This window comes from Pseudomonas entomophila (genome assembly GCF_018417595.1).
Classification (GTDB): Bacteria; Pseudomonadota; Gammaproteobacteria; order Pseudomonadales; family Pseudomonadaceae; genus Aquipseudomonas; species Aquipseudomonas entomophila_C.
This window is the reverse complement of the sequence record NZ_CP070982.1, coordinates 3,071,968-3,094,210: the sequence shown is the minus strand read 5'-3', so window position 1 is coordinate 3,094,210 and position 22,243 is coordinate 3,071,968. Positions and strand designations below refer to the sequence as shown.

Sequence of the window (22,243 nt, the reverse complement as noted above, 5' to 3'; positions counted from 1 at the left end):
ATGAAGCAAGTTCTGAGTGGCCTGGCGATGGCCATCGGCGCGGTATTGGCGCTCAGCGCCCAGGCCGATGACCAGGCGCAGGTCAAGCGCGGCGAGTACCTCGCCCGCGCCGCCGACTGCATGGCCTGCCACACCGCCGAAGCTGGCGCGCCCTATGCCGGCGGCCTGCCGATCCATTCGCCGTTCGGCACCATCTACGGCACCAACATCACCCCGGACAAACAGTACGGCATCGGCAACTACAGCGACGACGAGTTCTTCGCCGCCCTCACCGCAGGCAAGCGCAAGGACGGCGCCAACCTGTACCCGGCCATGCCCTACACCTCGTACCACCTGATCCCGCGCGAGGACGCCGATGCCATCCACGCCTACCTCAAGACCGTGGCGCCGATCAACCGCCCGGCGCCGGAGACCAACCTGAGCTTCCCGTTCAACGTGCGCCTGGGCCTGATGGGCTGGAACATGCTGTACGGCAAGAGCGTGCAGTTGGAGGAAGGCAAGGGCAACAGCGAGGCGTGGAAGCGCGGCCAGTACATGGTCGAGGTGCTCGGCCATTGCGGCGAGTGCCACACCCCGCGTAACCCCATCGGTGCATTGCAACAGGACAAGCGCCTGACCGGTGGCCTGCTGCAGGGCTACCTGGCGCCCAGCTTGCTGGCCCAGGACCTGGCTGATCGCGGCTGGAACCACGCCGACCTGGCCACCTTCCTCAAGCATGGCATGAGCGCCCAGGGCAGCATGTTCAACGAGATGTACCCGGTGGTGCACCACAGCACCCAGCACCTGGAGGACAGCGACCTGTCGGCCATGGCCACCTACCTGCTGGGTGATCAGCCGCCGGCGGCCAAGGTGGTGCAAGCCGTCGCGCATGAGACGATGGGTGAAAGCGCCAAGCGAGGCCGCCAGCAGTACCTCAACGTCTGCGCCGGCTGCCATGGCGGCGAAGGCGAGGGCAAGCCGCACATCGCCGTGGCCATGCAGGGCAACACCATCCTGCGCCAGGCCGATTCGCGCAACCTGGTCAAGGCCATCGTCGACGGTATCCGCGAGCAGCAGTTCACCGGCTTCGAGCGCATGCAGCCGATGCCGGGCTTCGCCGACAAGCTCGACGACCAGCAGTTGACCGACATGGTCAATTACCTGCGCGAAGCCTGGGGCGGCCTGCCGGGCGACCTGACCACTCAGCAGCTGGCCCAGCTGAAGGCGGACTGACCCGTGCAGCATCTCGACCTGCAGGTGGTGCAACAGGCGGCGCAGTGGTCGCGTGATGGCTTGCGCGTCTGGTTGTGCACGGTGCTTTGTACCTACGGCTCGGCGCCACGTGCGCCGGGCTCGCTGTTGGCGGTCAACGATCATGGGCACTGGGTCGGTTCGCTGTCCGGTGGCTGCGTCGAGGAGGACTTCCTCGAACGCGTCGCCGCTGGTGAGTTCGTCGAGGCGGTGGCGGTGGTGCGCTATGGCGATGGCAGCGACAGCCGCTCGAACATCCGCTTGCCCTGTGGCGGCATCCTCGACGTGCTGGTGGAGAACCTGCCCGGCGACTGCGCCACCCAGGCCCACCTCGGCGAGCTGCAGGCGGCGCTGCTCGGGCGCCGTCGCCTGCTGCGCGAGGTCGACCTGCTTACAGGCGAACGTCATGTATGTGACGACCACAGCCAGGGGCCGCGAGTGGAGCTGGGCGAAGGCCATGTACGCCTTCGTGTCGGTGCCGCCCAACGGTTGCTGCTGGCAGGTTACTCCAGCGTCGCGCACTTCTGCGCCGAGTTCGGCAAGGGCCTGGGGTTCGAGGTGGTACTGTGCGATCCACGGGACGAGGTGATGGACAACGTGGTGCTCGACGGGATAGAACTCCGTCGCGAGCTACCGTCGGTGTTCATCGCCAATGGCGGCTGCCATCGCGACACCGCAGTGGTGGCGCTCACCCACGACCCGAAGATCGATGACCTGGCCATGCTCGAAGCCGTACAGACCGAAGCTTTCTATATAGGCGTGATGGGCTCGCGCGCGACCTCCGAGAAGCGCCGTGAACGCCTGCGCCGTATCGGCGGGCTGAGCGACGCGCAGATGGCGCGCATCCACGCGCCCATTGGCCTCAACCTGGGCAGCAAGACCCCGGCGGAGATCGCCTTGGCGGTGCTGGCCGATATCCTGCGTACCCGCAGCGGCGTTGCCCGCGAGGCGTTGTGAGCGTCGTCGCGCTGGTATTGGCGGCGGGGCAGGGGTCGCGCTTCGGTGGCGACAAGCGTCGTGCGTTGCTGGCCGATGGCCGTAGCCTGTTGCAGCACAGTGTCGAACGCGCGTTGGCGGTGTTCGATGAGGTGCGCGTGGTGCTGCGGGCTGGCGAGCAGGCCGAGGACTTGGGGCTGCCGACGGGTTGTCGCATCGTGGTCAGCCCTGAGGCGGGACGCGGCATGGGGCATAGCTTGGCGGCCGGCGTAGCATCGCTCGACGATTGCGCCGCCGAAGCCGTGGCCATCGTGCTGGGCGACATGCCCTGGATTCAGGCGCGGACCTTCTGTCGCCTGATCGAGGCGGTCAGTCCAACGGCCATTGTGGTGCCACGTCATCGAGAGCAGAACGGGCATCCTGTGCTGTTCGGGCGCACTTACTGGCCTGAGCTGACCCGGTTGGCCGGTGACGAGGGCGCACGTTCGATGCTGCAACGGCATCGGCAGCAACTGCGGGTGGTCGAGGTGGACGATACTGGGGTATTGCGCGACGTCGATACGCCTGCCGCCCTAACTGCACGATCGTTGTAAAGGGACTTCTGTAGGAGCGGCTTTAGCCGCGATGCAGGCGACGCTGTGCCTGGCACCCGCTTCGCGGGTGATCGCGGCTAAAGCCGCTCCTACAGGGACAGCGCGACCCACCATTGAGGGAAAACCCTCATTGCCGCTCATCCGGTGGCCTCCTAGCATGGATTCGGTCAACCACCCAGGCACAGGAGCACAACCATGGCCAACGCCAACGACGACAAACGCACCACCCCCGACCCGGCCGAGGACAATGCCTTCTTTCCCTCGCCGTATTCCCTCAGCCAGTTCACCTCCAGCAAGTCCGACCTCAGCGGCGCCGACTATCCCGATGCTTACAAGGGCGGCCGCTGGAAAATCCTGCTGATCGGCGCCGACGAGCGCTACCTGCTCACCGACAACGGCACGCTGTTCTCCACCGGCAACCACCCGGTGGAAACCCTGCTGCCCATGTACCACCTGGACAAGGCCGGCTTCGCCTTCGATGTGGCGACCCTGTCGGGCAACCCGGTCAAGTTCGAGTACTGGGCCATGCCCGGCGAAGACACCGAGGTGCTGGGCCTGTTCGACCGCTACCGCCAGGCGTTCAGGCAGCCGCGCAAGCTTGCGGATGTGCTTGCAAGCGCCCTGGGTGAGGGCTCCGACTACCTGGGGGTGTTCATCCCCGGTGGCCACGGCGCCCTGATCGGCCTGCCGGAAAGCGAGGAGGTCGGGCATGTGCTGCAATGGGCGGCGGACAACGACAAGTTCGTCATCACCCTGTGCCATGGCCCGGCAGCGCTGCTGGCCGGCGGCAGGCTCCATGACGGCTACAAGATTTGCGCCTTCCCCGATGAGCTGGATGCCAAGACCCCCGAGATCGGCTACATGCCCGGCCATCTGACCTGGAAGTTCGGCGAACGCCTGCAAGCCCAGGGGGTCGAGATCATCAACCAGGGCATTTCCGGCGCCGTCCACCAGGACCGCAAGCTGCTCACCGGCGACAGCCCGCTGGCCGGCAACGCGTTGGGCAAGTTGGCGGCGGCGGCCTTGCTCAAGGCGGTCAACGGCGGGTGAGCGGCATGTCTTTCGACAAGGTGGTGCCGGCGATCCGGCAGATCGAACAGGCCACTACGCTAGCGGTCATCCAGTCGGCCGTGCGCGGCGTCGCACGGCCGCTGGGCTACGACCGCTTCGTGCTGTTCAGCGCCAGTGCCGCGCGGGACGAGGTGGTCGAGCGTATCCACTGGGTGGAGGGCGACTGGTTCGGCGACGGGCAACGGGTCGATGCGCAGACCTACGTGCGTCACTGTCCAGTGACGCGGCACCTGTTGGCGGCGCGTGCGCCATTCTTCTGGAGCAAACGCGAAGGCGAGGAGGGCGAGCGCTACCGCGTGGTACGCACACCAACAGGGCCGGGGATCCATGGCCTGCAGGTGCCGGTGTTCGGCCCGGCCGGCCTGGAAGGGGCCATGAGTCTTGGCGGCCTGCGCATCGACGCCTCGCTGGCTGCGCGGTTGTGCCTGACGCTGCTGGCCAATGCGGCGTTCCACAATGCCCGGCGCCTGCTGGAGGCACCGGTCGGCCAGGAGGGCGGCATGTTGACCGAGCGCGAACGGCAGGTACTGGCCTGGACCGCCGCCGGCCAGCGCCAGGCCGACATCGCCGCGGCCCTGGGGTTGTCGGTGCGCACCGTGGAGAACCACCTGCGTGCCGCCCGTCGCCGGTTGGGTGTCGCCACCACCGCCCAGGCGATCAAGGTTGCCCTGGGTAGTGGTGTGCTGGGCTGAACGCTTCAGCCCTGGTGCGCCACGTTCAGCATCACTTTGCCGATATGCCGGCCAGACTCCATCAGCTCATGGGCCTGACGCGCGGCAGTCAGCGGGAAGGTCGCGTGGATCAGCGGCTTCACCGCACCGCTATGTACATGGGGCCAGGCCTTGGCCTGCAATTCGGCGAGGATCGCCGCCTTGTCGTCGATACTGCGCGCACGCAGGGTCGAGCCGATATGGGTCAAGCGCTTGACCAGCAAGGGGAACAGATCGACCTCGGTGGCCGGGCCCTTGACCACGCCGATCTGCACGATGCGCCCGTCCATGGCTGCGGCCTTGAAGTTCCGGGCGACGTAGTCACCGGCAATGATGTCGACGATCACGTCCACGCCCTGGCCGTCGGTATGCCGCATCACCTGTTCGACGAAGTCTTCGCGGGTGTAGTCGATGGCAAGGTCGGCACCCAGTTCGAGGCTTGCGGCCTGTTGCGCGGCATCTTTGACCGTGGTGAAGATCTTGGAAGCGCCGAAGGCCTTGGCCAACTGCGTGGCGGTGGTGCCGATGCCCGAGGCACCGCCGTGAACCAGTACCGACTCACCGGCCTTGAAACCACCGCGCTGGAACAGGTTGACCCAGACGGTCATGAAGGTTTCCGGCAGGGCCGCGCCCTCGACCATGGTGAGGTTGGCCGGCAGCGGCGCGGTGGTGCGTTCGTCGGCCACCGCGTACTCTGCGTAGCCGCCGCCCGGCACGAGGGCGATGACCGCGTCGCCGATGACAAAGCGACTGACCTGTTCACCGAGGGCGACGACCCTGCCGGCGATCTCCAGGCCCGGAATGTCCGAAGCGCCGGGTGGCGGCGCGTACAGGCCCTTGCGTTGCAGCAGGTCCGGGCCGTTGACGCCGGCGGCATGGACCTGGACCAGCACTTCCCGTGGACCGGGGCGGGGCGTGTCACGGGGGGTGGGTTGCAGGACCTCCGGGCCACCGGGGTGGGGGATGTCGATGGCGATCATTCGGGATGGGATGATGTGACGCATGGGAACCTCTATCATGCTGAACAAGGGCCTGGGTGGCCCGTTGGATGACAGGGTAGGGAACAACCACGAGGCGGTCGCGCGGCGATTTTGCGGCGCCGCGCTGCGAAATCTCTTCAGGCAGGCTGGGTACATGATCCTATGGGAGCGGGTTTACCCGCGATTACAATGGTGGACTCACCGACGCATTCGCGGGTAAACCCGCTCCTACAGACAGGAGTCAATCATTTGAACTGGGACGACGCCCGCATGCTCCTGGCCCTGAGCCGCGAACAGACCCTGCGCCGCGCCGCGCGGGTGCTGCGGGTCGACCAGGCCACCGTGGGCCGGCGGGTGGCGGCGCTGGAAGCGGACCTGGGCTCGACCTTGTTCCTGCGCACTCCGGCCGGCTACCAGCTGACCGCCATCGGCGAAGTGGCGGTGGAAATGGCGCTGAAAATGGAGCAGGCCGCCCTCGAACTGACCCGCCGCATCGGCGGTGCCGACAACGAACTGGCCGGCGAAGTGCGCATCGCCACCACCGACTCGCTGGCCCAGGATTTCGTCATTCCCGCCCTGGCCCAACTTCACCGCGAGCACCCCGATATCCGCGTGGTGCTCAGCGGCAGCTCGCGGATCGTCAACCTGTCCCAGCGCGAAACCGACATCGCCATCCGCAACCAGCGCCCGGACAACCCCGACCTGATCCTGCGCAAGCTGGCCAGTTGGACCATGGGGTTGTTCGCCTCGGCGGACTATGTGCAGCGCCGGGGCATGCCGGCCGTCGGCAGTTTCGAGGGCCACGAACTGGTGGTGTACGAGCCGTACTGGCGCGGCCAGGCCCAGCCCACCCTGGTAGACGTGCCCATCGGCGAGGGCCGGGTGGTACTGGCGGCCAATGCCAGCCTCATGCTGCGCCGGGCGATCGGCCAGGGCCTGGGCATCGGCGAGATTCCCGTGGAGCTTGGCTCGCTTGATGGCCTGCAGCGGATCTGGCCGGAGTGCGCACGGGCAAAACCCTACGAAGTGTGGATGGTGACCCACCAGGACCTGCGCCATACCGCCCGGGTGCGCGTGGTGATCGACCATCTGGTACAGGCGTTCGCCGCAGAGGCCTGATCTTGATGTCGATATACCCAGCTCCCTCGCTTCATCTGGCCAAGGCAATGACGTGAAGGGCTGTATGCTGCGCTAATCACCTGATATTTTTGCCAGTTTCTAGCGGCTGCCCCGCTCGATACAGTCTTCGGAAAGCCGTGTATACACACGCCGGAGACCGTCATGTCCAAATGTGAAACCCCAGAAGACGCCAGTACCTCTTCAGCCTCCAAGCCTGTCACGTCGCCCGGGCGACTGATCGTGGTATCGCCGAAAAAGGAAATCGTCCAGGACACGCTGCCGTTCAAGCTGTGCCGTGGTGCCCCGCATCGCCTGGAAATCAAGGCGCCTGAAGGCAGTACCTGGGCTGGGCAGAAGCTTTGTGTGCTGTGGATGGCGGGCAACTCGGCAGACGCAGGCACATTTTTCTCGCACATGGCGCCTCCCCTGAAATCCGAAGCTGGCGTGGATGATGAGGGTCAATACCAGGTCTTGTCCGTAGATGGAGCCAAATGGACGCTGACGGCAAAGGCTGGGGTCGAGGAGGTATCGGGTGAGATTAAGCTGGGGCTGGGCAGTTACTGGCAGGCCAGGAAATATGAGTTCTTGGCGCAGGTGGGCGATTTCCATTATGAAGTTGCCAAACTTGAATGGGACAGAGTGGTACCGATTGTCGACCCGCTCACCAAGACAACCTTGACTGCGACGGTAGAGAGCCTTTTCGACCGTAGCCGCCTCCTGTCAGGGAAGAAAGTGATGTTCACACTCAATGGCAACGTTTACGCAGAAGCCACGACCGCGGCGAATGGGACGGCGACGTTGGTGTACGCACCCAAGCCAGAGGATTTTGGTGCTGCCCACAGCGTGACCTTCAGCGCCTACTGCATAGATGAGCTGGATGAGTGCAGCAACGAGTTAAGCCAGGAAGTACCTGTCTTCGCCACGAATCCTTGGCCTGATCAACTGGAGGTGGAGCTTCGTGATGAGCGTGGGTCGCTCATCCCTCCCACGGCGCTGGCGATGAGATTGACTCGCAAGGTTAAGCACAAGCTAACCCTGAAGCCCAAAGCGGACAGCTATTTCATCGGCAAAGCGGTCAGCCTGGCGTGGCCAGATGAAAGCCAGTTGGGGATTGTCTTCACTCCCGGTCCCGACGATCCCGATTACGAGCGACCGATGCCTGAGGAAGGGCTCAGTTGGGATATCACCGGCGGTATGGTAAGCGGGCGTTTTGCCTTGTTCGCGAGAACACCGAGCATAGACCTTCCGTTTGTGCTGGAGGGGGCGCAGATGTCGGCCAACCTGGTGGATGAGGTTGACGTACTGATTGACGAGCAGGAGGTACTTTCTCCAGTTATCTTGCGGCGCAATAACCCTCGCATGATCACGCTCAAACCCAAGACGGGCAGCCCGCTGGCAGAGACGGAATACAAGTGCTGGATGACCTTCACCAAGGGCACGCTGGAGCCGGGCAGCGTGGAAGCCGAGCCCAAGTTCAAAGAAGAACAGCCGCTGGAGGCGGGCGGTCAGAGCTGGGAGCTGAAAGGACTGGCGTTCAGCGGCACCTGCACCCTGGATGTCCATGTGTCGACCTTCGACACCACGTTGAAGTTGGCGCACGTGATCCTGCTTTCGCAAAACCTGGCAGACGAAGCTGATCTGGTCAACGCCAACGACGGAACCCCGCTGTCGCCGTACTTCTGGATCGGCGAGTCAAAGCGGGTTAGCCTCAAGCCCAAGGCTGGCAGCCCGCTGCTGCTGGCGGGGCTCTCTGCCACGCTGAAGTTCGTTGAGCTTGAAGCGAACCTGAAGCAAGCATCCTTGCCTGCCGACCCGCCCTACGATAAAGGATGCGACCTGGCTCCAGAAACCGATGTCACCTGGACGATCGACCCCGCCAAGGCCCGTGGCCAGTTCGGCTTGAGGGTGGAGGTGACGGACTTCTCGACCCCGCTGAAGCTGGAGCAGGCATTCTTGATGTCGAGTGTGCTAAGTGATGAGGCGCGTGTATGCATCGATGACAAAGAGGTGGGCAGCACCTTGATAGTCATGTATCGGCAGAACATCAGCACGATCACACTGGAGCCCAGGGACGATATTCACAGCCCGTTGGGGAAAACCGCATTGAAGGGGGCACTGATCTTCATACCGGATAGCCTGGCCAAGGACCAGGTGCCAGTAGAACCGCCCTATGATTACGCAGAATCGATGAACACTGCTGGCCTCCTCAGCTGGACGCGGAGCAAAGGTAATACCCAAAGCGGTACCTTTGCCTTGGGGGTTGAGGTGGAGGGCTTCAAAAAATCAGTGGAAATACCGGAAGTGATGCTGATCTCTGAGCAACTGCAGGATGAATTGAACCTGTATTTTGATCATGTTCCGGTCGCCGGCCCTCTGCTGCGTATCACACCAAAGACTCATTTTTTTCGAGTGCTTCCGAAGGTCGGAAGTCCTTTGGCTGGTAAAGCCTACCAATGCAGCATGCTCAAAGTAGAGTCGCGAGTGAATGTGCTCCCTGGCTATGATTGTGCTAGGTCGTTGACCTCCTCCTCTGGACTGGGCTGGACGATGTACACGAAGGTGGATTCGGTTGAGTTCAGCGTAGCGTTGAAAATGGAATCGCCCTTGGCGTCAATGTCAACGGTGGTTACCAGGCCTGATAAAGCGAAGGATTGATCTGGCTTGACTATGTGTTGTGGTGCTCGTGGATAGCCTGGTCCCTTGAATCGATGTTGCTTAAACAGGTCGAAAAGGGCAGGGTGGAGGAAAACGTGGTGCCGCACTGCCAAGAGTTGAATGATCCGAGTCGCTCTGCTGCACCCAGGTGAGGGCGCGTGTTCGGCTGTATGAAGGCCCGCTCCCGTGAGCAGGTAATACGCAAGTCTGCTCACAGGGTTTGCGCTTTGGCGTTTGTGGAGGGTGCGCAGGCATCGATTGGCTGCGGCGGGAAAAGTGCTTCCGTAAAGAAGCGCTTCCCTGAGGAAGGGCGCACTTTTTATTTTGAGATTTATCGACTTTTTACGGTTTTCCGCTGAGGGGGTTTAAGATAGGGGCATCTGGTTGCACCTAGAACATTCAAAAGTAGCCATGCGGAGTGCTAGGTTTTTTGCGAGTGGTTCAGGGCACGTCAAATTTAAAGGGCGGATATCTGGGATGGTCCCAGTACTAATGAATGTAGCAAGGTAAATGCGACCCTCAATTAAACTCATATGGAAAACAGAGGAGTTTCTTATGCCGTTGACGATCATGTTTACTGCTAATCTTGCATCTTCCACTAGACGCTCTGGGACTTTGATTCTGATGTTTTCAAGTGAGACCTTGTATATGAAGTTGTCCTGGTCGTGTGCGTTGTTGTAATACAACTTGCCCTGTGCGCTCAGTGTCATGTCTTTTTCGGTAGTGCTATCCACGGATAAATAGCACGGAATAAGGGTGTGTGGTTTAATGTATATGTCGTCCCGTGGAAAGGGGACGTCATTAAAAATAGGGTTTTCTGCTGTTTTACCCTGGTCTTCGGCTTCACGAGGACTGTTGTTCATGTCTGGCTCCTTAAGTGGTAAGTGTTGTTAGGCTCTGTACGAAAAGCCTTGATACTCGGTGATGCTGCGTTGAAAACAGCCTCGGAATGCTCATTTACAACCCGTAAACTCCGCTTCCTCGGCTGTTTTCGCCTTGCCTGACCTTCGTCTCAAGACTTTTCGTACAGACCCTAGCACTCATAGGCATGGCGCACCTTTAAACCCTACATCTATATGTCGAAGTTGTTTCGCCTGGCTGCCCTTGAGCTTTACGTCTCCCGTTGTAAAACGGTTGGAATGAGCATGCGCGCCATCGTCGCCTGCGACAACTAGCAAAAATAACAGTTCGAACTTGCTGGGCTGTACCCTTGCCGACAGACCCTGTGAGGTACGGACGGTGGCCCACCAAAACCTGTGCCACACCGCCCGCGAGCGCGTGGTGATCGACCATTTGGTACAGGCGCTCGCCGCAGAGGCCTGATCTTGCTCGGCGAACCCTACTGCTGTTTGGTTGGAGATTCCGGACCGAGCTGACCCGACTGGGAAGGGCTGAAGGGGCACGTTCGCTGCTGCAGCGGCATCGTGATTGCGTCGTCGTGCTTGACGTGGAGGACAGTGGGTATTGCACGATGTCGATACACCCAGTTCCCTCGCTTCATCTGGCCAGGGCAATGGCTTGAAGGGCTGAGCCCTTCAGCGGCTGTATGCTGTGCGAATCGCCTGATCACTGGCCGCCCCTGATGCTCCGCTCTTTTCTCAACGCCGGTATAGCCCGCATCGGCACAGATGACGTTTTCTGTGCCGTGCAGTAGATGTGCAACTTCCGTCACGTCGGCCACGTTCGCCGCAGTGCCGTGAACGTAACGCACCAGACCCGACTCAGCATCGTCGCCGATATGGGCCTTCATGCCGAAATAGTACCTAAGGCTTGACCCTACCGTGCATTCCCTGGTCGTTTGAGTCGAGGTTGCGTCAACGGGGCGAAACACTCAATGCACCGGCGGCCGCCAACGCCGGCGTATCGACAAAGTGCCAGCGATGCGCTAGCTGGACGATGGAGCTGTGCCCAGCGACAGCGAGCAGGTGGACACGTTGCGGGCAAACCGTGGTGGCGAGGGTGCATATTTAGGCTACTGACGAAGTTCGGCTGGTACGGCAGATGGGTTGACCACCTGGAGTTCGGTTTCGACTGTGGCCATGTTGGTATCGAGCAGCTCGTCGAGCAGACGGCCTTGATAAGGACTCAGTTGCTCGCTGCACTTGGCGAACTTATGCCGTTTGAGCATGGCGATATCGAAGGCGAGCTATTCGTTACTCGTCTCAAGACGATGGGTTTTCTTGCCCATGGCATCGACTTGGGAGCGCTGCCGCAGGGTGTGTTCGGCCCGGGCGAGAAGCGCTTCCGGGGGGCATCTGGTCAAGTTGCCAGCCAGATAACGACACTGCCATGTACCAGGTTTTTCATGCGCGTGGCGCGGGCGATTGGCGAACAGGTAAGCGCAGTGCGGCGTCGCTGCACCGAACATGGGAAGCGCCTGAGGCAGTGTCGTTTTGGTACCGGCGCACAAGTCCATCGGCTCGGTGGTCAGCCAGATCGCATTGGTGCCGATTACAGGGTAACGGCCCGAAAGAATGCGCAAAACCCCCAGGATATGAGATTAGCCACCTCACTGTGATCAATTGCCCAGCCGCAGACAGCTCTATGATCACTTTGCTTAGGTTGGCCGTTTGGGAAAACGCTGAACAAGTCAACACAGGCTGCCTGACCTGTGCTGACTTGGTCGGAGAGCTCCTGGTGCTTCAAGGGTTTGCTACCTGTACAGGTTTAGGAGCGAAAGGCGGAATCGTTCCGATGGATATTTCATTAACACTGTAAACTTGCTCTCTCTCGTGAGTCAAATAGAATATTGAAGAGTATTCACTGATGGCAAGTAAGTTTGCTGCCAGTCTTGCTGCCTCCCACAGCTCTGCTGGAACTTTGATGCTGATGTATTGCATGTAGGTGTCGTACATATAATAGTTTGGGTTATCGGAAAAATGCTTATAGAATTTGCCGTATGCTCGCAGTGTAGTGCTATTTTTATCGCCCACAAAATCTTCGGATAAGTAGTTCGGGAAAAAAGCGCCCCGCTGAATATGTGGGTGATGTCTGGGGGCAGTAACACGACCCATATATTGGTCTGCCCCTATTGCGCTTTCGTCTGCATAAGGTTTTTCACTCATATTAAGCTCCGCAGCCAACAAATATTGATAACGATCAATCGGCATTTGCCAACGCCGCCGCTATAACTTTAAGCCTTCCTTTGCAAAGCGGGTGAAATGAGCATGCGCAACACTGGCGCCTACGACAACTGGCAAAAATAACAGGTCGAACCTGCTGGCGCCGCGCGCTTGCCGACAGACGCCATAGTGGTAGGGATAGGCCCACCCGGAACGCTGCATATACCTGATCTTGCCCGGCGAAAACCCCACGATTGGATCCGTTCCACCGCATGAAAACCCCGTGCGTTTCGCCAAAGCTTGAGTACAATCATCGGCTTTTTCAGGGCCTTCCCTCGGCCTGTTCCTGGAAGTGCAAATGCTGATCGGTAGCTACTCCTCCTCGCTGGTGTTGATCTCGCTGTGCGTGGCCATTCTCGCCTCCTATACGGCCCTGGACCTCACCGGGCGCATCGCCACCGCCAAGGGCCGCGCGGTGCACCTGTGGATGCTGGGCGGTGCTTTCGCCATGGGCATCGGCATCTGGTCGATGCACTTCATCGGCATGCTGGCGTTCAGCCTGCCGATCAACCTGGGTTACGACACCACGCTGACGGCGCTGTCGCTGCTGATCGCGGTGGCGTCCTCGGGCTTCGCCCTGTGGCTGGTGAGCCAGCCGAGGCTGCCGTGGCAGCAACTGGGCTTTGGCGCGCTGATCATGGGCAGTGGCATCGCCTGCATGCACTACACCGGCATGGCCGCGCTGCGCATGCAGCCGGGCATCGACTACGACCCGACTCTGTTCGGCGCCTCGCTGGGCATCGCGGTCGGCGCTTCGGCTGCAGCCTTGTGGATCGCCTTCCGCCTGCGCCAGCACACACCCTACGTGCGGCAGTTCCGCGGGCTGGCGGCGGTGGTGATGGGTATCGCCATCGTGGGCATGCACTACACCGGCATGGCCGCGGCCAACTTCCCCACGGGCAGCTACTGCGGCGCGCTGGTCGACGGCCTGGCCGGCGATGGCCTGGACTACCTGGTGCTGATCACCACCCTCGCGGTGCTGGCGGTGGCGCTGCTGACCTCGGTGCTCGATGCCCGCCTGGAGGCGCGCACGGCGGAGCTGGCGCGCTCGTTGACCCTGGCCAACCAGGAACTCACCCAACTGGCCCTGCACGACACCCTGACCGGCCTGCCCAACCGTACCCTGCTGGCCGACCGCATCGACCAGGCCATTGGCCGGGTGGCGGAGCAGGGCGGTTGCTTCGCCCTCATGTTCATCGACCTGGACGGCTTCAAGCCGGTCAACGACGCCTTCGGCCACCATGTCGGCGATCTGCTGCTCAAGGCCGTGGCGGCGCGCCTGCGCGGGCACCTGCACAGCCAGGACACCCTGGCGCGGATCGGTGGCGACGAGTTCGTGCTGCTGGTGGAGCTGGGCGAGCCGGACGACGCCATGGGCGTGGCGGTCAAGCAGGTCAACCTGGTGTCGCGGCCGTTCCGCGTGGCCGAGCACGACCTGCAGCTGACGGCCAGCGTCGGCATCGTGCTGTACCCGGGCAACGGCGCCGACCAGCACGAACTGCTGCGCAACGCCGACGCCGCCATGTACCACGCCAAGAGCGCCGGCAAGAACGGCTACAGTTTCTTCGACGCCTCGATGAACACCAACGCACGCCAGCAGCTGCAACTGCTGCAGGACCTGCGCACGGCACTGGAGCAGGGCCAGTTCCGCCTGCACTACCAGCCCAAGTTCGACGCCGCCGCGCGCCAGCCCATCGGTGCCGAGGCGCTGCTGCGCTGGGAGCACCCGCAGCATGGTTTGATGCTGCCGGACCGCTTCATCGGCCTGGCCGAGAAGACCGGCCTGATCATCCCCATCGGCGAATGGGTGCTGGGCGAAGCCTGCCGGCAGATGCGCCAGTGGATGGACCAGGGCCACGACGACTGGCGCATCGCGGTCAACCTGTCGGCGATCCAGTTCTGCCACGCGGGGCTGGTGGACAGCGTGGCCCGGGCCTTGAACGACAATGGCCTGCCGGCCAACCGCCTGACCCTGGAAATCACCGAAACCACCGCCATGCGCGATGCCGACGCCAGCCTGACGGTGCTGCAGCGCCTGTCCGACATGGGCGTCGACCTGTCCATCGACGACTTCGGCACCGGCTACTCCAGCCTGATGTACCTCAAGCGCCTGCCGGCCAACGAGCTGAAGATCGACCGAGGCTTCGTCCGCGACCTGGAGCAGGACAGCGACGACGCGGCGATCGTCTCGGCCATCGTCGCCCTGGGCCAGGCACTGGGTCTGCGCATCGTTGCCGAAGGCGTGGAGACTGATCGCCAGCAGGACTTCCTTACCCGCCTGGGGTGCGATTCGTTGCAGGGGTACTTGCTGGGACAACCGGTGCCGCCCGAGCAGTTCATGCAACGCCTGGAGCAGGCCGGCAAGAAAGCCGGGCACACCGTCAGCTGAGCTTCACCCGTTTCAGGGGCAGCGACTGGGGGATAGGCCCCAGTTCGCTGCCTTTGTCGTTTCAGGCCATTGAAAATACACGTTTATTTTCATGGCATAGGACTTGCTCCGCCCCCTCCAGAGTCCCTGTGCCCTCCGGAGGTGCCCCATGTCGACCCCGCGCAAAGGCCCTGTCCTGTCCACATTGCTGTTGGCCTTGCTGGGCTGGCAGGCCAGCGGCGAGGCCGCCGTGCAGTGCCAGCGCACGCTCACGGCCAACGTGGTGGCCCTGGACCAGCCGCTGATGTTCAACCGCCTTGGCGCGCAGAACGCCAACGGCATGATGTTCGCCCTGCGCCAGGACGTGGTGGACGAGCACCAGGTGCCCTTGAACAAGGGCGGCGCGGCGGTACCGGGCAAGGTCACCCTGCGCCCGGACAAACGCCCGCGGCCGATCGTGCTGCGGGTGGCCGCGGGCGACTGCCTGACGGTCAACCTGAGCAACCTGCTGGCCTACCAGGCCAACCCCAACAAGCACGGCATTCACCCCGAGGCACCCGAAGGCGAAGAGGGGGAGGAGGCCGAAGTGCCGCAGGTTGAGGATGACGAGAACTTCGTCGCCGACCAGCAGGTCACCGACCGCCACACCGGCTTCCAGGTCAACGGCATGCAGGCGGTCAACAGCATCGCCGACATCGCCGCCAACACTGGGCGCAACGGCAACTTCCTGGTCGCCCCGGGCAGCACCCGCAGCTATACGCTGTACGCCGAGCGCGAAGGCGCTTTCGCCGTGTCCAGCCGTGGCGCGCCGTTCGGCGGCGAGGGCAACGCCGGCAACGTCGCCAATGGCCTGTTCGGCCAGGTGGTGGTGATACCCAAAGGCGGGCGCACCTACCGCAACACCCTCACCGAAGAGGAAATGCGCCTGGCCACCACCGGGCGCACGGCCACCGGCCAGCCGGTGATCGACTACGAGGCGCGCTACCCGCAGGCCGAGCCGTGGATCGCCGAAGGCAAGGCCGGCAAGCCGATCATCGCCATGGTCGACGGCAACGAGATCCTCAACAGCGAGACCGACGCCATCGTCATGGGCCCCAACCCCGACGGCAGCTTCCCCAAAGCCACCTACCCGCTGGAAAGCGTGGGCAAGCGCAACCCGGCGCTGCCCAACCGGCTGGAGGCGTTCCGTGATTTCGCCGCGCAGTTCGCCGACGAAGTGGCCGGCACCCAGGCCTTCCCCGGTTACTGGGCGGACCCGGTGATGGGCCATGTGCTGGAGCCGGCCCGCGACTCGTTCATGATCAACTACGCCGCCGGCGGCATGGGCGCCGAAGTGGTGGCCAACCGGCTGGGGGTGGGGCCGATGCACGACTGCCTGTCGTGCGCCTATGAAGAGTTCTTCCTCAGTGCCCATACCGTGGGTGACATCGGCACGCTGGTGGACATCCCGGCCAACGTCGGGCTCGAGCACATTCGCCCGGGTGAGGTGCCACCGGCCAGCGCGACGGGCGTGAAGGCGACCATGGCCCTGTACCCGGCCGAGCCGGCCAACGTGCACCACAGCTACATCGGCGACTTCACCAAGTTCCGCAACACCCACAATGGCCACGAGCAGCACATCTTCCACCTGCATGGCCACCAGTGGCTGTTCAACCCCAACGACGACAACTCCGACTACATCGATGCCCAGGGTATCGGGCCGGGCGTGGGTTACACCTACGAAATCGCCAACGGCGGCTCGGGCAACCGCAACCGCGTGGCAGGCGATGCCATCTACCACTGCCACTTCTACCCGCACTTCGCCCAGGGCATGTGGGCCATGTGGCGGGTGCACGACGTGTTCGAGCCGGGTACTCGCCTGGAGGTCAGCGGCGAGGGCGCCAATGGTTACCACAGCACGCCGTTCGCCTTGCGTAACGGCAAGCCTGCGACGGGCGCCCGGGCACTGCCGGACGGCGAGATCGTCGCCGGCACGCCGATCCCGGCCATCGTGCCGCTACCTGGCAAGGCCATGGCGCCGATGCCGGGCAAAGTGACCGTGGTGCCGAAACTGTCGGAAACCCTGGTGGCCGAGCATGACGATGACGAGGAGGGCGATGACCACCCTGATGAGCCTGCCACGCCACGCGCCGTCGGCTCCCTGGCCCTGGTCGACCGCAGCGAGACCAACCGCAACGCCGACGGCTCGCTGAAGAACCCCGGCTACCCGTTCTGGATCGGCGGCATGGAAAGCAGCGTCGGCCAGCGCCCGCCGACCCCGCCGCTGGACATGCTCGACCCGGCCCTGGCGCGCCAGCTCAAGGACAGTGGCAAGGCGCTGTGGGCCAACCTCGACCCCAACCAGGTCGATGGCTGGGACGGTGGCCTCGGTCGCCACACGCTGGATGGCGTATCGGCGGGCGGCGAGGCGGTGTCCACCACCACCAAGCTGGATTTCTCCAAGGTGGTGCACAAGGCCAAGCCGATCTACCTGCCCGAGGAGGGCACCGAGGTCGAGCAGGCGGCCATGCAGTTCCACGCCAAGGCCGAGCACCCCAGCTTCGCCCTGATCCCCGGCAGCGCGCCGGTGGCCAAGGCGTTCCGCACCAATGGCGCCTTGCCCACGGCGGGCGCGCCGTACTACGAGCCGTGCATGGATGACCGTGGCAAGCGCCTGACCCAGTCCTCGGGGGTGGGCGAGTTCTTCAGCGGCGAGAACCTCACGGGCATGAGCTTGCGTGGCTCGTCCACCTTCACCGCCGACCGGCCGCGCATCTACAAGGCCGCCAACATCCAGTTCGACGCGGTGTACAACAAGGTCGGCTACCACTTCCCGCAGGCGCGTATCCTGGCGCTGTGGGAGGATGCCTGGCCGGTGATCACCAAGCAGCGCCCGCCGGAGCCGATGGTGCTGCGCATGAACACCTTCGACTGCACCCAGTACGTGCACACCAACCTGATCCCGTCGTTCTACGAGATGGACGACTACCAGGTGCGCACCCCGACTGATGTGATCGGCCAGCATATCCACCTGCCCAAGTGGGACCTGACCGCCGCCGACGGCTCGGCCAACGGCTGGAACTACGAAGACGGGATTCTCTCGCCCGGCAGCGTGGTGGAGCGGGTGCACGCCATCCGCGCCTACAACAACTGCAGCGATGGCGATGCCCGGGACGGCACCGCCGCCTGCCCGAAAGCCAAGCAGCACCCGTACTTCGGGCGCTTCGGCCGGGCCGACTGGCTGGGGGCGCGCAGCGCCATGCAACGCTGGTTCGCCGACCCCTTGGTGAATGTGCATAACGTCGACCGTGGCCTGGGCACCATCTTCACCCATGACCACCTCGGGCCATCGACCCACCAGCAGTTGGGTCTGTACGCCACCGTGCTGGCCGAACCGGCCGGCTCCACCTGGTACCACGCCGAGACCGGCGAGCAGCTGTACAACCCGGCCACCCGCCAGGACGGCGGGCCGACCTCGTGGCAGGCGGTGATCCAGACCGGCGACCACGATGGCGACGGCAAGAACGACAGCTACCGCGAGTTCTTCCTCGAGTACAGCGACTTCCAGCATGCCTATGAAGCCGGTGTGTACGTGGGCGCCGGCCCCAACGGCATCCCCGACGGCCAGAGCTACCCGGCCACCGCCGACAGCTTCCGCTACGCCATCAACCCGCCGGTGCGCGGCAAGGCCTCGAACCTGCTGGAGGCCATCGTCGAGACCCGTGGTGGCCTCAACCCCGGCTGCCCGAGCCGGCCTTGCCCGCAGGCGATCTCGGTGGATGACCCAGGCATGTTCGTCGTCAACTACCGCAATGAGCCCCTGGCCTTGCGCGTGTTCGACCCCAACAAGGTCGGCCCCGACGGCAAGCGCGGCATGCAGGCCGACGGCCTGGGCGGCGACCTGGCCTACGCCCTGCAGACCCGCACCGACCGCGCCATCCCGGCGATGAACCTGGCGCCTTCGGCGATCACCCAGGCGGTCGGCCCGACAGGCGGCACCACGCTGTTCCCGCCGCACATCAACAAGGCTGGCAGCGAGCCGGGCGACCCGTTCACGCCGATGTTGCGCACCTATTCCGGCGACAACGTGCGCCTGCGCATGCACGCTGGCGGCCATGAAGAGGAGCACAACGTCACCCTGCACGGCGTGAAGTGGCTGCAGAACGGCTCGGGCTTCGGCAACAGCTCCAACTCGGGGTGGAAGTCGTCGCAGATGATCGGCATCTCCGAGCAGCTGGGCTTCATGGCGCCGGTGTCGATGATCTCCAGCTCCGCCGCCACCAACGGCGACTACCTGTACTCGCTGGATGCGGCCCTGGAGGGCTACTGGAACGGCATCTGGGGCATCATGCGCAACTACACCGCCCAGCGTGCCGACCTGTTCCCGCTGCCCAACAACCCGCAGCCGGTGGCCATGCGCAACACCGTGAACTTCGACGGCATCTGCCCGAAAACCACGGCCAACCCCACCGGCGTCGGTACCCGGCCGACGGTCAAGCGCAGCTATGAAGTGGTGGCGGCGCTGGCCAACGACATCCTCGAGAACCGCCAGGGGGTGAGCATCGGCGACCCGGCCGGGATCGGCCAGCATGTCGGCGGCCCGCTCAAGGCCAACGGCGGCACACTGGTGTTCAACAGCCGGCGTACCAGTATCCCGCTGGTCAGTGGTGTCGACCCGGAGGATGGCGAGACCTTCACCATCGGCGGCCACAGTGCGCCGCTGCATGACCCGACCGCCATCCTGTATGTGCGCAAGGCCGACCTCGACGCCAGCACCGGCAAGCTCAAGGCCGGGGTGCCGGTGGAGCCGCTGATCCTGCGCGCCAATGCCGGCGACTGCATCAGCATCACCCTGGAGAACCGCCTGCCGCTGGTGATGCCGGACCTGCCCAGCACCGCGGTGATGCACAACGTGGTCAAGCGCGATCGTTTCGACAGCGAGGGTGCCACTGCTTTTGCCAACAACCTGATGCGCCCGTCCAGCCATGTGGGCCTGCACGCCCAACTGCTGGCCTACGACATCACCAAGTCGGACGGCGTCAACGTCGGCCTCAACCCGGTGCAGACCGTGCCACCGCGCAGTGGCGGCAGCGGCGCCTGGCCGACCAAGGTGTACCAGTACTACGCCGGGCACCTGGAGCGCGAAGGCAAGCCGACCCTGCAACTGGGGCGCACGGTGGACAACATCAACACCACCGCCATCGAGTTCGGTGGCCTCAACCTCACCCCGGCGGATGTTATCAAGCAGCCGCAGAAGGGCCTGGTGGGTGGCATGAGCATCCTGCCGCAGACCGCCACCTGGACCGAGGACACGGCCAGCCGCGCCCAGGCCACGGTGAAGGTCAGCGGCCAGCCGGACTACCGCGATTTCGTCACGGTCTGGCAGCGGGCGCTGAACATGCGTTGGGCCGATGGCCGTCCGGTGGCGGGCATCAATACCGAGGGCAATGGCGCGGCGGGTGATCCGCAGGACAACGGCAACATGGCGGTGAACTACAAGACCGAGCCGCTGTGGCTGCGCTTTGGGGTAGCGCCGGACGCGCCGTTCGGGCGTGCCGACGGGCTTGGGTTCGCGGATATACCCAACGTGCACATGGCCTACAGCAACGCGTTGGTTGGTGGCGATCCGCAGACGCCGGTGCTGTATGCCAAGCCGGGGCAGCCGGTGCGCAACCATATCGTGATGCCCAGCGGTGGCAGCCGTGGCATGACCTACCAGCTGGATGGGCATGTTTGGCCGTTGCACAACTACCAGGCCGAGAAGAGCGATGTGGACGGTTACCCCATGGGGTTGCCGGGCATTGGGTCGGTGCGCTTCGGCTACAACCCGATGGCGATGTACATCGGCGCCCAGGAGAGCGTGCTGCCGGCGGCGCACTTCAGCTTCATGCTGCCCAGTGCGGGTGGGGCCAATGCGGTGCCGGGGGATTACCTGTTCCGCGACTATGCGGCGTATGGCAATACCTCGGGGTTGTGGGGGATCCTGCGGGTGACCAATGAGGCGCCGCCGGCGGTGGCGCCGGCGCAGTGAAAGAGGGCGCCTGGTGACTTGGCGGGGATGGGGGAGGCCGCCAGGTATTAGTCGAAAGAGATGCAGCGCCGATGAGATTGAGCGCCGCCTGCGCGGCGCATCGCGGATGAATCCGCTCCTACAGTTGTTGCAACATGCCGCACCTGCAAGGCCATGGTTGCCAGCCTTGGCGCATGACGTGAGCCGGGCGGGGCGGCGGCAGCGCCAGCCGAAAAACCACGCCGTACAAACAAGGCGGTCCAGGTGCTCTTTCAGGCATAACTGGCCCGAAACAAACGTAGGAGCGGATTCATCCGCGATGCGCCGCGCGGGCGGCGCTCGATCTCAAGAGCGCTACAAGGCTGATGCCAAGCACCTGTCTGCCCCAACGCGGTCTTTCCCGCCCCGAACCATCAGATTTAACCGCTTTCTTGTAGTCCCTTTCCCAAAGATAATCCGCGCGCCGTTTTTCCGTTGCGGTGGTCATTTTCGCCCTCTAGTCTCGCCGGGTCGCGGCACATCAGCGACGCGGCTTTGACAGGCCGCGACGGTTTTGACTGCGTGGCTGCGCGTTCTATGGCGGCTGTGCGTAGGGCACGCTCGCGTGCGCCGGAACTTGTCAATTCCGCCGGTCTGTCAACCTACGTACAGCTGCCACCCACCTGTTTGACAGCAGACTGGGGACAGCCCGACTGAGGAATTGAACGTGCTAAAAATTGTCCCCGATCCCCCCACCATCCTTGAAGACACCCTCGTCCAAACCGCCGAACACGTCCACTGCGCCCTGGCCGTCGCCCAGCAATCCATCCCGCTCATTTCCAGATCCCCCGGCTCGATGCTCGTGCTGGCTGCTTTGCACGAAATGGAAACGGTGAAGGCCCTGCTGGATACGGCGCTGGCCCAAGTGCAGGCGACCCTGCACTGATGGTTGAAATACCCACTTCAAGGAGATCCCCATGACACCGGAAGACCCCAACACCACCGTCGGCCAGACCCGCTTCTACCAGGGTGAAAACAACACCCAACCGCTGTTCTGCATCGAGCCCGGCATCCCATGCCGGCACGCCCGCGAACAATCCTCCGAGCTAATGGACTGCGTGCGCCACCTGACCCTGATCGGGGTGATGGAGAACGACCAACGCATGGTCTGGGCGGCCCACTACCTGAGTGCCTTGGCCAAGGCGCTGATGGATGATGCCGAGCTGGGCATGGCGCACTGAACCTTCGGGCCGCACAGCGGCCCTACGCGGGTTGACCCGCAGGAGCACCTGCCTTGCGCAGTGATCGGGATTTACCCCTTGCCCTGTGGGAGCGGCCTTGTGTCGCGTAAAGGGCCGCAAAGCGGCCCCGGCGATCTGCGCCATCACCGAAATCCTGGGGCTGCTGCGCAGCCCTTTCGCGACACAAGGCCGCTCCCACAGAAATCGCGCAAGGCTTGAGGCTTGCCCCCGTCTTCGGGGAATGCCCCTG

At 63.6% G+C, this 22,243-nt stretch carries 15 protein-coding genes and 1 pseudogene; 11 read left to right on the top strand and 5 right to left on the bottom strand.

Annotation, left to right across the window (positions count from 1 at the left end; translation table 11 throughout):
- The 5 genes from JYG34_RS13730 (at position 1) to JYG34_RS13710 (ending at position 4,522) form a co-directional block, all read left to right on the top strand.
- Positions 1 to 1,212, top strand: coding sequence for a c-type cytochrome (locus tag JYG34_RS13730; protein WP_213656954.1), 1,212 nt, complete (start codon positions 1 to 3; stop codon positions 1,210 to 1,212).
- 3 nt (positions 1,213 to 1,215) lie between these two features.
- Entirely contained in the window at positions 1,216 to 2,187 is a 972-nt protein-coding gene (locus JYG34_RS13725) for an XdhC family protein (protein WP_213656953.1), read from the top strand.
- A complete protein-coding gene (locus tag JYG34_RS13720) occupies positions 2,184 to 2,759 on the top strand; it encodes a nucleotidyltransferase family protein (RefSeq protein WP_213656952.1) in 576 nt (191 codons plus the stop codon). The genes JYG34_RS13725 and JYG34_RS13720 overlap by 4 nt, the downstream gene beginning before the upstream one ends.
- A 195-nt stretch (positions 2,760 to 2,954) precedes the next feature.
- Complete coding sequence (gene hchA, locus JYG34_RS13715) at positions 2,955 to 3,809, top strand: glyoxalase III HchA (RefSeq protein WP_213656951.1); 855 nt, start codon at positions 2,955 to 2,957, stop codon at positions 3,807 to 3,809.
- A 5-nt stretch (positions 3,810 to 3,814) separates the two neighbouring features.
- Entirely contained in the window at positions 3,815 to 4,522 is a 708-nt protein-coding gene (locus JYG34_RS13710) for a PA1136 family autoinducer-binding transcriptional regulator (protein ID WP_213656950.1), read from the top strand.
- Between the two features lie 5 nt (positions 4,523 to 4,527).
- Here JYG34_RS13710 and JYG34_RS13705 read toward each other — a convergent pair whose 3' ends face one another.
- Positions 4,528 to 5,520 carry an NAD(P)H-quinone oxidoreductase gene (locus JYG34_RS13705; RefSeq protein ID WP_213661187.1) on the bottom strand — a complete coding sequence of 331 codons (993 nt, stop codon included), beginning with the start codon at positions 5,518 to 5,520 and terminating at the stop codon, positions 4,528 to 4,530.
- 249 nt (positions 5,521 to 5,769) lie between these two features.
- Between JYG34_RS13705 and JYG34_RS13700 the strand changes: the two genes are divergently transcribed.
- Together JYG34_RS13700 and JYG34_RS13695 are read left to right on the top strand one after the other, a co-directional pair.
- Positions 5,770 to 6,639 carry a LysR family transcriptional regulator gene (locus tag JYG34_RS13700; protein WP_213656949.1) on the top strand — a complete coding sequence of 290 codons (870 nt, stop codon included), beginning with the start codon at positions 5,770 to 5,772 and terminating at the stop codon, positions 6,637 to 6,639.
- Between the two features lie 162 nt (positions 6,640 to 6,801).
- Complete coding sequence (locus tag JYG34_RS13695) at positions 6,802 to 9,294, top strand: hypothetical protein (RefSeq protein ID WP_213656948.1); 2,493 nt, start codon at positions 6,802 to 6,804, stop codon at positions 9,292 to 9,294.
- 365 nt (positions 9,295 to 9,659) lie between these two features.
- On the opposite strand, the gene JYG34_RS13690 is transcribed toward JYG34_RS13695, so the two are convergent.
- The 4 genes and pseudogenes from JYG34_RS13690 to JYG34_RS13675 all read right to left on the bottom strand — a co-directional run bounded on the left by JYG34_RS13690 (position 9,660) and on the right by JYG34_RS13675 (position 12,404).
- A complete protein-coding gene (locus JYG34_RS13690; protein WP_213656947.1) occupies positions 9,660 to 10,157 on the bottom strand; it encodes a hypothetical protein in 498 nt (165 codons plus the stop codon).
- Between the two features lie 689 nt (positions 10,158 to 10,846).
- A pseudogene (locus JYG34_RS13685) lies at positions 10,847 to 11,125 on the bottom strand (transposase); the annotation flags it as partial.
- A 141-nt stretch (positions 11,126 to 11,266) separates the two neighbouring features.
- Entirely contained in the window at positions 11,267 to 11,422 is a 156-nt protein-coding gene (locus JYG34_RS13680) for a hypothetical protein (RefSeq protein ID WP_213656946.1), read from the bottom strand.
- Positions 11,423 to 11,936: 514 nt separating this feature from the next.
- Complete coding sequence (locus tag JYG34_RS13675; protein WP_213656945.1) at positions 11,937 to 12,404, bottom strand: hypothetical protein; 468 nt, start codon at positions 12,402 to 12,404, stop codon at positions 11,937 to 11,939.
- Between the two features lie 310 nt (positions 12,405 to 12,714).
- On the opposite strand from JYG34_RS13675, the gene JYG34_RS13670 reads away from it, so the two are divergent.
- The 4 genes from JYG34_RS13670 to JYG34_RS13655 all read left to right on the top strand — a co-directional run bounded on the left by JYG34_RS13670 (position 12,715) and on the right by JYG34_RS13655 (position 21,993).
- Positions 12,715 to 14,805, top strand: a complete 2,091-nt coding sequence (locus JYG34_RS13670; protein ID WP_213656944.1) for a putative bifunctional diguanylate cyclase/phosphodiesterase — start codon at positions 12,715 to 12,717, stop codon at positions 14,803 to 14,805.
- Between the two features lie 148 nt (positions 14,806 to 14,953).
- Positions 14,954 to 20,794, top strand: a complete 5,841-nt coding sequence (gene mnxG / locus JYG34_RS13665) for a manganese-oxidizing multicopper oxidase MnxG (RefSeq protein ID WP_213656943.1) — start codon at positions 14,954 to 14,956, stop codon at positions 20,792 to 20,794.
- A gap of 685 nt (positions 20,795 to 21,479) precedes the next feature.
- Positions 21,480 to 21,698: a hypothetical protein gene (locus JYG34_RS13660; protein ID WP_213656942.1), complete on the top strand. Its 219-nt coding sequence runs from the start codon at positions 21,480 to 21,482 to the stop codon at positions 21,696 to 21,698.
- Positions 21,699 to 21,729: 31 nt separating this feature from the next.
- On the top strand, positions 21,730 to 21,993 hold the full coding sequence (locus JYG34_RS13655) for a DUF3077 domain-containing protein (protein ID WP_213656941.1): 264 nt from the start codon (positions 21,730 to 21,732) through the stop codon (positions 21,991 to 21,993).
- Positions 21,994 to 22,243 lie beyond the last annotated feature (250 nt).